Here is an 11,872-nt window from a genome sequence, read left to right on the forward strand (position 1 = left end):
GAGAGCCTTTGGAATAAATGAGTAACGAGGTGTTATATGGAACAATTCGTAATCAAGGGGGGAAATCCGATCGTAGGGGAAGTAGAGATCGGTGGTGCCAAGAATGCAGCGCTCGCAATTCTTGCAGCGTCCATTATGACGGATGAGACAGTGACCATAGATAATCTGCCGGATGTGCGGGATATCAACATCATGCTGGATGCTTTGAGCGATATCGGCGCAGTGGTAGAGCGCGTAGACCGACACACAGCGCGCATCAACGGATCAACCATCGGACAGTTGAACGTAGATTATGAATACATCAAAAAGATCCGTGCTTCCTATTATCTTCTGGGAGCCTTACTTGGAAAATACAAAAGAGCAGAAGTAGCATTGCCGGGTGGCTGCGTGATCGGCAGCCGACCGATCGACCTGCATGTCAAAGGATTCAAGGCACTGGGCGCTGATGTGGACATCAGTTATGGCTTGATCTCTGCAAAGGCAGACCATCTGGTAGGCAGCCATATCTACATGGATAAGGTATCTGTCGGTGCTACGATCAATGTACTTATGGCAGCGGCACTTGCCGAGGGCAAGACCGTGATCGAAAATGCCGCTAAGGAGCCGCATGTCGTAGATGTTGCCAACTTCTTAAACAGCATGGGTGCCAATATACGTGGTGCAGGTACGGATGTGATCCGTATCGTAGGTGTGGAAAAGTTACACAAGACATCTTATTCTGTCATTCCGGATCAGATCGAGGCGGGAACCTTTATGTGCGCGGCAGCAGCGACCAAGGGTGATGTCCTGATCAAAAATGTTATTCCAAAGCATTTGGAAGCTACATCTGCCAAGTTGATCGAGGCAGGCTGTATGATCGAGGAATTTGATGATGCTGTTCGTATTGTTGCCAACAAGGGCTTGACTCATACCCAGATCACGACGCTTCCGTATCCGGGATTTCCGACAGATATGCAGCCGCAGATGACGGTTGTGCTTGGTATGGCGGATGGTACGTCTACCGTTACCGAGAGCATTTTTGAGAACCGCTTCAAGTACGTGGATGAACTTTCCCGCATGGGAGCAGATATCAAGGTGGAGAGCAATATTGCCATTATCCGTGGCATTAAGGAATACACAGGTGCGCGCGTGAGTGCACCGGATCTGCGTGCAGGTGCAGCCCTTGTGATCGCCGGGCTTGCAGCAGATGGCATTACCATCGTGGAAGATATTCATTTCATCCAGCGCGGTTATGAGGATTTCGAGATCAAGTTGCGCAGTCTGGGCGCACAGATCGAACGGACAAATTGCGAAAAAGAGATCCAGAAGTTTATGCTTCGGGTTTCCTAGATCAAAAGATAAAAAGACGGCTATCTTTGTCATGTATGTGATAAAGATAGCCGTTTTTGATTTTATAAGAAATGTTAAAGGATTGCCTTGATGAACAGATCCTTGTTGGCAGACTGGGATAAGTCAATCAAGCCATGCTCGACAGTGTCGACGATCGGACGGGATAAGGTATTTTTGTTGAGATACACGATCTGTCCGGCGGTGCCGTCACTTAGAAGGACACGGCTGTTGTTGTAGCAGGCTGCCACACGCTGCAAAAAGGTAAAGATGACTTTTGGGTTGTACTTCTGGAAACCGTCATCTTCAAAAGCGGCAATGACCTGAAAAGCACATTTGGGAGCACGGTAAGAGCGTGCTGCCGTCATGGCATCATATACATCAGCGATGGCAACGATGGAAGCAAAAGTATCGATTTCATCGGATTCCAGACCGCGTGGATAACCGGATCCGTCATAACGTTCGTGATGTTGTAAGGCTGCCAACTTGATACGAAGATCCAGGTCGGTGTCCTTTAAGATCTTGTGTCCCAGTTTGGCATGGGAACGGATGATGTCAAATTCCTCATCGGTCAGTTTGCCCTGTTTATTTAAGATCTCAGAAGGGATCTGGGTCTTGCCGATATCATGTAAAAGCCCTGCCAAGGTCAGGGTGTTCAAATCTTCCTTGGAGAACTGCATCCATTTACCGATGGCTCTGGAGATCAAAGCGACATTCAAAGAATGGGCGTAGACGGAATCATCGACAGAACGCATGGTATGTATCATGTCAAAAAGTTCCAAGGAAGTCTTGGAAGCAAATAAGGATGCTGCCTCGGACAGAAGATGGTCACATGCACCGTCAACCTGTCCTGCAATGATGAGATCAAAATCCTCTTTCAGAGAGATCATATTGCGTGTATAAGAGGTCTGAAATGCCTGAAACTGCGGCGTGGACTGTATGCGCTGTCTATGCGACGTTGTCTCGAGCGGATGGACCTGCGGGTGCGGAGTCTCTGTCTTTTGCTCTGTGACCGGTTTTGCGACCAGCTTTTGGGCAGGAGCCTCTGGCTTTGGCTCGGCAACTTCCAGTGTGACTGCCTGTTCGCGGATCTCCTGTGGGATCGAATTTTCATCGATCATAACGGTCTGGATCCGGTAAAAGGATAACTTGGCGATCAACTGTGATGTCAGACTGGCCCCGGCAGATGCGATGGTCTGTCCTCTTTTTGTAACGATCGGCTTGGCAACGACCATGCCGGCTTGTAATCGGTTTACGCTTACTTTTATCATATTATGTTCTTCCCCCAAAGGTGTGTAATTGCCTCGTAAATGAAAGAAAATTATACACACAGAAATATTATATATGTAATATCTCCCATCTGGCAATAGTTTTCTGACGATTTGCGTCGAAAGCCAAAGAAAAATGCCAAAATGGGCAAATATATACAGATTGCGGGGTAAGACTAGGGGACGACTACAAAATGCAGGAATTGTATAGGGGGATTTCTTGACAAATACCCATATGGGGTGTAAAGTCATCACTGATGAAAGTCACAGATTTGAAAATTCCATATCGTATTTTCTCTTATTCAGAGTGGCGGAGATACATAGGATCGATGAAACCACGGCAACCCCGGAAGATGGAAGGTGCCTACCTGAGCGAGTAACTCGAACAATAAGGGATTTGATTATCTTAGACAATTAAATCCGCTTATGGCGGATTTTTTTAATGCTTCTTTTAAGGCGTTAAAAAGGAACAAAAGGGTAATACAGAAAGGAAGAAGAAAATGGAAAAATTATTATTTACTTCAGAGTCTGTTACAGAAGGACATCCGGACAAGGTCTGTGATGCTGTATCAGATGCAATCTTAGATGCTTGTATGGAACAGGATCCGATGAGCCGTGTTGCCTGCGAGACAGCAGCATGTACCGGATTTGTACTTGTAACAGGCGAGATAACCACAAAGGCACAACTTGATATTCCTGCAATCGTTCGTAAGACGGTTCTTGATATCGGTTATGATGATGGTAAGAAGGGTATCGATGGCAATTCCTGTGCTGTTATGGTTGCATTAGACCAGCAGTCAGCAGATATTGCTATGGGTGTTGATAAGGCTTTAGAGGCAAAGAAGGGTTCTTTGACAGATGATCTGGATACCGGTGCCGGAGATCAGGGTATGATGTTTGGTTATGCTACCAACGAGACAGAAGATTACATGCCTTATCCGATTTCTTTGGCTCATAAGTTGGCACTTCAACTTACTAAGGTACGTAAAGATGGTACACTTTCTTACTTAAGACCAGACGGAAAGACACAGGTTTCTGTAGAATATGATGAGGCTGGTAAGCCAAAGAGACTTGAGGCGGTTGTCCTTTCTACACAGCATGACGAAGATGTAACACAAGAACAGATCCATGAAGACATCAAGAAATATGTCTTTGACCCGATCCTGCCGGCTGAACTGGTAGATGATGAGACAAAGTTCTTTATCAACCCGACCGGACGTTTCGTTATCGGTGGACCTCACGGTGATGCAGGTCTTACCGGACGTAAGATCATTGTAGATACCTACGGTGGAATGGCTCGTCACGGCGGCGGTGCTTTCTCCGGAAAGGACTGCACAAAGGTTGACCGTTCCGCAGCATATGCAGCACGTTACGTTGCAAAGAACATCGTTGCAGCAGGTCTGGCTGACAGGTGCGAGATCCAGTTGTCTTATGCGATCGGTGTTGCACAGCCTACATCTATCATGGTAGATACTTTCGGTACAGGCAAGTTATCTGATGAGAAGTTAGTTGAGATCGTTCGTAATCATTTCGATCTTCGTCCGGCTGGTATCATCAAGATGCTGGATTTGAGAAGACCGATCTACAAGCAGACAGCAGCATACGGTCACTTTGGACGTAATGATCTGAACCTTCCTTGGGAAGCTTTGGACAAAGTTGAAGATTTGAAAAAATATCTTTAAGATTCTAAAAAAAGTATAAAACTTTGATGGAATGCTTTTTTTGAGGGGATGAAGTGATATAATGAAGTCGTGGGATGAATGAGACATCCCACGACTTTTTTCTATATAAAGGATGGAATGGTTTATGAAGTTACGGACGCGACTTGTCATATCCTTTTGCATTATCATATTTGTACCGATTATCATGGCAGCCATAGGGCTATATGCCATCAATACGATCTTGCCAACGCTGAACATCCAATGGTCCAGTACCAGTTATGAGTATATCGCCCATTTGCCGGATTTTAAGAATCTGGTGGTCGATGTTATGATCTCTGTGATCCTGATCCTCTTTTTTACAGCGGCGATCTTAGTGATCTGGACATACAGCGGTATCATTTCCCGTCTGCGCCAACTCAATAAGGCGGCAGAGAATATCCGGGACGGCAATCTGGATTTTTCCATTGATACCAAGGGACATGATGAGATCAGTGAACTCAGTGAGAGTTTTGAGGCCATGCGCAAGCGCTTGCAGATGAATGCGCAGGAGAAACTGGATGCGGAGCAGGAACACCGTATGCTGATCTCCAATATCGCCCATGACCTAAAGACGCCGATCACGGCGATCAAGGGTTATTCGGAGGGGATCTTAGATGGGGTGGCGGACACACCGGAGAAGCAGGAACGCTATCTAAAGACCATCTACAACAAGGCAAATGAGATGAACACCCTCATCAATGAACTGACCTTATACAGCAATATCGATACCAATAAGATCCCATACAATTTCCACAAACTAAACGTCAAGGACTACTTCACCGACTGTATGGAAGAGTTGGAAATGGATCTGGAAAATCAGCACATGCAGCTGACTTTCTTTAATTATGTAGATGAAGATACCCTGATGATCGCTGACCCGGAGCAGCTTGGCAGGGTCATCCACAATATCATCGGCAATGCCATCAAGTATATGCGGGCAGAGGAGCCGTCCTTTATTAGTATGCGGATCAAGGATGTGGGCGACTTTATACAGGTCGAGATCGAGGACAACGGCAAGGGTATTTCCAACAAAGACCTGCCATATATTTTTGACCGCTTTTACCGGGCAGATGCTTCGCGCAATTCTGCGGCAGGCGGAAGCGGTATCGGACTTTCCATTGTCAAAAAGATCATTGAGGATCATGGTGGAAAAATCTGGGCAACCAGCAAAGAGAATGTAGGTACAGTCATGTACTTTGTTTTACGAAAATATCAGGAGGTACCAAATGAGTAGAGTACTTATTATCGAGGATGAACTAGCGATCGCGGAACTGGAAAAGGACTATCTGGAGTTATCGGATTTTGAGGTCGTGATCGAGGAGAATGGCGTCAAGGGATGCGAGCGTGCCCTAGCAGAAGATTTTGATATCTTTGTGCTGGATCTCATGCTGCCGGATATGGATGGCTTTGAGATCTGCCGCAGGATCCGTCAGGTCAAGAATACGCCGATCCTTATGGTTTCTGCCAAGAAAGAGGATATCGACAAGATCCGTGGATTGGGACTGGGCGCGGATGACTATATCACCAAGCCGTTTTCACCGAGCGAATTAGTTGCAAGGGTAAAGGCTCATCTGGCACGCTATGACCGTCTGGTGGGCAGCAATCAGCAGACCCAGGGCGATACCTTCCAGATCCGTGATATCAAGATCGACAAGTCGGCAAGACGTGTATGGATCCGGGGCGAGGAAACACAGTTTACGACCAAGGAGTTCGAACTTCTGGCATTTCTGGCAGAGCATCCAAATCATGTCTTTAGCAAGCAGGAATTGTTCAAGGAGATCTGGGATATGGATTCGGTCGGAGACATCGCGACGGTCACCGTTCATATCAAGAAGATCCGTGAAAAGATAGAATTGAATACCAATAAACCACAATACATCGAGACGATCTGGGGCGTGGGATATCGGTTCAAGGTATAAAGAAAGCGCAGCCGCCTATGGGGGCATAGCGGCTTGGCGCGGAAGGAGAAAGTATGGAGTTAGAGGTATTATTTGAGGATGAGGATGTGCTGGTCTGCTATAAGCCGGCAGGGGTCGCAACGCAGACCGCCAAGATGACAGAGCCGGATATGGTCAGCATGATCCGCAATTATCGTGTGGCAAAGGGCGAGAGCGACTATGTAGGGGTGATCCACCGTCTGGATCAGCCGGTCGAGGGAGTATTGGTCTTTGCAAAAAATGCGGCGGCGGCAGCCATTCTTGGCAAAGAATTAAAGGCAAGGCAGTTTGCCAAATATTATTACGCCATCGTGACCAGAGAGAATATACCGGAGACAGGCGTTTTGGAAGATTATGTTGTAAAAGATGGGAGAAAGAACCGTGCCATGGTGGTTACGGAAAGTAACCCAAGGGCAAAGAAAGCGCGCCTTTCCTATGAAGTGGTCAAGCGTCTGGATGATCGCAGCCTCTTGGATATCCATCTGGATACCGGTCGTTTCCACCAGATCCGCGTACAACTGGCAAGCCGTACGGCACCGATCTTAGGCGATGTCAAATACGGTGGCAGCCGTACCGGAGAACCGCTTTGTCTCTGCTCCTACCGCCTGCAGTTTACGCATCCGGTCAGCGAGGAGGGCATGGATTTTTCCATCAAGCCTCGTGGCAGAGAGTTCGGTGACTTTTTTGCATAAAAAGGAAGAATTTGCTACATACTGATCCTATGGAGCAGAATTATCATTTTATCAGAAATACAATTAAACTACTGGGAATCACCCTCTTGGTATATGCCTTTATGAAGTGGCTGCTGCCGATGGTGCTTCCCTTTTTTGTAGCCTTTTATCTGGCGGGCGCTTTTCGGCGGTCGGCATGCAGGAAAAAAGAGCATAAGACTCTTCTGATCCTGCGCAATCTCTTGATCGTGGGCGGTGTCTGCCTGCTGCTCTGGTATCTGGTAAAGGAATTTATGGATCTGTGGGGGCGGCGGGAAGAACTCTTGTATTGGGAGGGGGCAAAGGAGTCCGGTCTGTTCGGGGAAGCCTACGAAAAACTCATGGCAAAATTTAACACAGAACAGATGCTTGACCATTTTGTAGACAACGTGGCGTCACCTTTCGGCGGCATGCAGGATACCTTGGGCGGCATGGTGGCTCTGGCGGTGACCTTGGTGGCGACCATCCTTATGACCAAGGATTATGCCCTTTTACAGGAGCAGATTAAAAAGAATACCTTCGGGCAGGTGGTTGTGTCTCTGGCAAAAGATCTGTCCGTGGTAGGCGGCGATTATCTGCGCGCCCAGGGGATCATCATGCTGATCATCACGGCGATCTGTATTGTTGCCCTGCTCTTGACGGGCAACCCCTATGCGGTTTTGGTGGGCGTTTTTATCGGTTTTTGTGATGCCCTGCCTTTTATCGGAACATCACTGATCTTTTTGCCCTGGGCGGTCGTCATGTTCCTGCAAAAGAAGATCGGGCTTGGCATCTATTATCTTTTTTTGGCAGGGGGCACCAGCCTGCTCCGTCAGTATCTGGAACCAAAACTCATCGGCAGGAGCGTCGGTGCTGATCCTCTCATTGTTCTGGCATGTATTTATCTGGGACTGGAGATCTATGGGATCTGGGGTGTGATCTTAGGACCGGCAAGTGCATTTTTGATCTGGGAGATCTACCGTTTTACCTAAAAAATAAGGCAAAGTCCGCTGATGTCAAGCCTTGACAAGACTTGTGGATTTTTTTAGAATAAATGGTATTGATGAAAGATGAAGGAGGCCATGATGGCAAAGGATAAAAAATTAGTAGAAGCCATTACATCTATGGATGTTGACTTCGCACAGTGGTATACGGATGTTGTAAAAAAAGCAGAATTGATGGGCTATTCCAGTGTCAAGGGATGTATGATCTTCAAACCTGCCGGTTATGCGATCTGGGAGAATATCCAGCATGAACTGGATCGTAGATTTAAGGAGACGGGTGTAGAGAATGTCTACATGCCAATGTTCATCCCGGAGAGTCTGTTAGAGAGAGAAAAGGATCATGTCGAGGGATTTGCACCGGAAGTTGCATGGGTCACCTATGGAGGACTCAATCCATTACAGGAAAGACTTTGTGTCAGACCGACCTCAGAGACTTTGTTCTGCGATTTCTATAAGGATGAGATCCAGTCATACAGAGACCTGCCAAAGGTATATAACCAGTGGTGCTCTGTTGTCCGTTGGGAAAAGGAGACCAGACCTTTCCTTCGTTCCAGAGAGTTCTTGTGGCAGGAAGGTCACACAGCACATGCAACAGCAGAGGAGGCTGAGGAGCGTACACAGCAGATGCTGAACCTCTATGCAGACTTCTGTGAAGAAGTTCTGGCTATGCCGGTCATCCGCGGACGTAAGACAGACAAGGAAAAGTTCGCAGGTGCAGAGGCAACTTATACGATCGAGGCACTCATGCATGACGGCAAGGCTTTACAGTCCGGTACCAGCCACAACTTTGGGGATGGTTTTGCCAAGGCATTTGAGATCCAATATACCGATAAGGACAACCAGTTAAAGTATGTACATCAGACTTCCTGGGGTATGACCACCCGTCTGATCGGTGCTATCATCATGGTACATGGGGATGATTCCGGTCTGGTACTGCCACCAAGGATCGCTCCGGTTCAGGTGGATGTCATTCCAATCATGCAGAATAAAGAAGGCGTGCTGGATAAGGCACACGAAGTATTGGAGACCTTGCGTGCAGCAGGACTCCGTGCCAAGTTAGATGATACGGACAAGTCTCCGGGATGGAAGTTCTCTGAGCAGGAGATGCGCGGTATTCCGGTAAGAGTAGAGATGGGACCTCGTGATATCGAGGCAAATCAGGCGATCCTTGTTCGTCGTGATACCAGAGAAAAGATCACGGTATCTCTGGATACATTGGCAGAAAAGATCACAGAGATCTTGGATACCATGCAAACAGAGATGTTAGAGCGTGCAAGAGCACACAGAGATGCGCATACCTACGACGCACACAACTACGAGGAGTTCAAGGACATCGTAGCCAACAAGCCGGGATTTATCCGCGGAATGTGGTGTGGTGAGCAGGCTTGTGAAGACAAGATCAAAGAAGAGACAACAGCGACCAGCAGATGTATGCCATTTACACAGGAAAAGATTTCAGATGTCTGTGTATGTTGTGGAAAACCGGCTAAGAAGTTAGTTTATTGGGGCAAAGCATATTAATGAAGATCGTATTACCACAGGACGTAATCACAATTATAGATCGTTTGGAAAGTTGCGGACACGAAGCCTACGCGGGAGGTGGCTGTGTCCGCGACAGCATTTTAGGGAAAGAACCGGCGGATTGGGATATCACGACCTCGGCATCCCCCCAGGAAGTCAAGGACTTGTTTTCTCATACCATCGATACCGGTATTGCACACGGGACTGTGACGATCATGTGTGGAAAGACCGGCTATGAGGTGACGACCTATCGCATTGACGGCGAATACAAGGACGGCAGACACCCAGAGAGTGTCGCCTTTACCAATCTCTTATCCGAAGATCTCAAGCGGCGCGATTTTACCATCAATGCCATGGCTTACAATGACAGTCAGGGCTTGGTAGATCTCTTTGACGGCGTGGGCGATCTGAAACGTGGTCTTATACGCTGTGTGGGATGTGCGAGTGAGCGATTTTCTGAGGATGCCCTGCGGATGCTCCGTGCCGTGCGTTTTGCAGCACAGTTGGGATTTACGATCGAGCGACAGACCTACGAAGCGATCTGCACTCTGGCATCGACCATTGCCAAGGTGAGTACAGAGCGCATTATGGTAGAACTGGTCAAACTATTAACATCAGACCACCCGGAGGAGATGCGGGCTGTCTATGAGAGTGGACTCAGCCGCGTATTTCTGCCAGAGTTTGATGCAATGATGCAGACACCCCAGCATACCATCCACCATCAGTATTCGGTGGGAGAACATACCATACATGCCATCATGGGGGTTCCGCCAGACCGTATCTTACGACTGACCATGCTTTTTCATGATATCGGAAAGCCCCAGTGCCGTACGACCGATGCGGATGGCATCGATCATTTCCACGGACACCCGGAAGTGGGGGCGGAGATGACAGGGCAGATTTTGCACCGACTCAAGTTTGATAATGATACGATCCGCGCGGTCAAGCGCCTGGTCCGTTTTCATGATCTGCGTCCGGCGCTGACCAAAAAGAGCATCCGGCGCAGTATGGTAAAGATGGGGCTGGAATGTTTCCCACAGATTTTTACGGTCAAGCGTGCAGACGCTCTGGCGCAGAGTACCTATATGCGGGCGGAAAAATTAGAGGCGATCGACCGTTTTGAAGAACTCTACGAGGAGATCTTAGCAGACCATGCCTGCATACAGAAAAAGGATCTAGCTATCAACGGCAAGGAACTTTTGGCATTGGGTCTGCCCCAGGGAAAACAGATCGGTCAGGTCCTGGATAAACTCTTTGCCAAGGTGGTCGAAGACCCGGCATGTAATACCAAAGAGATCCTGCTTGCAGAGGCAAGAAAAGAGTTGGAACAGCAGGGATAGATAGGTATAATCTGAAGGATTCCTTCATAAGATGAACAGATATCGAAGCATCATGTTCGTCTTATGGAGGATTTTTTTATGTGTGAAAATATAGAGAAAACACAGGTTGTTATTCCGCGTCTGGGGCAGGGAGAAAATTTGCTGGGAGCCTATGCTCTGGAAGTTACGGGCGTGACAAAAGGAAGGGGGAGTCTTTTTATACATACGGCAGGGGCGGTCTATATGTTAAAGTCTTTTACCGGATCCATGGAAAAAGCACAAGGACTGGCGCAGGTGCTGGCAGAACTAAAGGCCTGGGATCCTGCGGTGGAGCAGATCCTGCCGACACAGGAGGGGGCATATGCGGTCCGGGAAGAAGGCGGACCGACCTATGTTTTAAAGTCTTACCAGCCCGGGCGGGAGTGTGACGTCAAAAATGCCTTTGAGGTCTTGGAGGGGGCAAGAAAACTGGCAGATCTGCACTTGCAGTTGGAAACGATAGAGACAGACAAAAAGGAGGTCTTTTTTGCGCCGCAGCATCTGCTGGCGGAGGAAGTCAGACGGCATAACCGGGAACTTAAGAACCTGCGGAATTATATCCGCAAGAAGAAAAAGAAGACGGGATTTGAAGACTTGTACGAGCAGGCATACGGGACTTTTTACGGACAGGGGGAGCAAGTGGAAGAAGAGATACTTTCCCTAAAGGAAGAATTACAGTTATGCCATGGCGATTATCACCATCACAATGTCTTGGATTGCAGCGGAACTTCGCACATACAGCATTTTGAGAGCATGCGCATGGACAGCGCCATGAGCGATCTGGCAAAATATACGAGAAAAGCCCTGGAAAAGAACCGCTGGAACGCGGAACTGGGCAGGCAGATGCTCATGACCTACCAGAGAGTCCGCCCTTTCCGCACGGGGGAATTGCAGCAACTCTATCTGCGCCTTTTGTATCCGGAAAAATTCTGGAAGATCGCCAATCATTACAATAACAACAAAAAGACATGGTCGTCCAAGCGTGACGGTGACAAATTGCGGCAGATCCTGGCGCAGGAGAAGGCACGTCAGGAATTTCTGGTCTTATTGTATAATCTGGCGGAATAGT

General features: G+C 48.0%; 10 protein-coding genes and 1 riboswitch. Of the genes, 9 read left to right on the forward strand and 1 reads right to left on the reverse strand.

The annotated features are described in order from the left end of the window. Positions 1 to 36 precede the first annotated feature (36 nt). Positions 37 to 1,329 carry a UDP-N-acetylglucosamine 1-carboxyvinyltransferase gene (locus DW183_RS07990; protein ID WP_118281476.1) on the forward strand — a complete coding sequence of 431 codons (1,293 nt, stop codon included), beginning with the start codon at positions 37 to 39 and terminating at the stop codon, positions 1,327 to 1,329. A gap of 74 nt (positions 1,330 to 1,403) precedes the next feature. On the opposite strand, the gene DW183_RS07995 is transcribed toward DW183_RS07990, so the two are convergent. Beyond that, positions 1,404 to 2,597: an HD-GYP domain-containing protein gene (locus DW183_RS07995; protein WP_118281477.1), complete on the reverse strand. Its 1,194-nt coding sequence runs from the start codon at positions 2,595 to 2,597 to the stop codon at positions 1,404 to 1,406. Positions 2,598 to 2,889: 292 nt separating this feature from the next. Next, positions 2,890 to 2,989, forward strand: a riboswitch (SAM riboswitch). 105 nt (positions 2,990 to 3,094) lie between these two features. Between DW183_RS07995 and metK the strand changes: the two genes are divergently transcribed. The 8 genes from metK to DW183_RS08035 all read left to right on the forward strand — a co-directional run bounded on the left by metK (position 3,095) and on the right by DW183_RS08035 (position 11,871). Continuing rightward, on the forward strand, positions 3,095 to 4,276 hold the full coding sequence (gene metK, locus DW183_RS08000) for a methionine adenosyltransferase (protein WP_118281478.1): 1,182 nt from the start codon (positions 3,095 to 3,097) through the stop codon (positions 4,274 to 4,276). Positions 4,277 to 4,400: 124 nt separating this feature from the next. Next, a complete protein-coding gene (locus DW183_RS08005) occupies positions 4,401 to 5,528 on the forward strand; it encodes a sensor histidine kinase (protein WP_118281479.1) in 1,128 nt (375 codons plus the stop codon). Next, a complete protein-coding gene (locus DW183_RS08010; protein ID WP_118281480.1) occupies positions 5,521 to 6,213 on the forward strand; it encodes a response regulator transcription factor in 693 nt (230 codons plus the stop codon). Before DW183_RS08005 ends, DW183_RS08010 begins: the two co-directional genes overlap by 8 nt. A gap of 53 nt (positions 6,214 to 6,266) precedes the next feature. Continuing rightward, a complete protein-coding gene (locus DW183_RS08015) occupies positions 6,267 to 6,923 on the forward strand; it encodes an RluA family pseudouridine synthase (protein ID WP_118281481.1) in 657 nt (218 codons plus the stop codon). 11 nt (positions 6,924 to 6,934) lie between these two features. Further along, positions 6,935 to 7,912 (forward strand): AI-2E family transporter, encoded by a 978-nt coding sequence (locus tag DW183_RS08020; RefSeq protein WP_147403372.1) that lies wholly within the window; start codon positions 6,935 to 6,937, stop codon positions 7,910 to 7,912. A gap of 93 nt (positions 7,913 to 8,005) precedes the next feature. Then, the gene (proS, locus tag DW183_RS08025) at positions 8,006 to 9,445 is read left to right on the forward strand and encodes a proline--tRNA ligase (RefSeq protein WP_118281483.1); all 1,440 of its coding nucleotides are present in this window, start codon (positions 8,006 to 8,008) and stop codon (positions 9,443 to 9,445) included. Further along, positions 9,445 to 10,785 carry a CCA tRNA nucleotidyltransferase gene (locus tag DW183_RS08030; RefSeq protein WP_118281484.1) on the forward strand — a complete coding sequence of 447 codons (1,341 nt, stop codon included), beginning with the start codon at positions 9,445 to 9,447 and terminating at the stop codon, positions 10,783 to 10,785. The genes proS and DW183_RS08030 overlap by 1 nt, the downstream gene beginning before the upstream one ends. A gap of 78 nt (positions 10,786 to 10,863) precedes the next feature. After that, entirely contained in the window at positions 10,864 to 11,871 is a 1,008-nt protein-coding gene (locus DW183_RS08035) for a phosphotransferase (RefSeq protein ID WP_158573042.1), read from the forward strand. Position 11,872 lies beyond the last annotated feature (1 nt).

This window comes from Roseburia sp. AM16-25 (assembly GCF_003473825.1).
Lineage (GTDB): Bacteria > Bacillota > Clostridia > Lachnospirales > Lachnospiraceae > Pararoseburia > Pararoseburia lenta.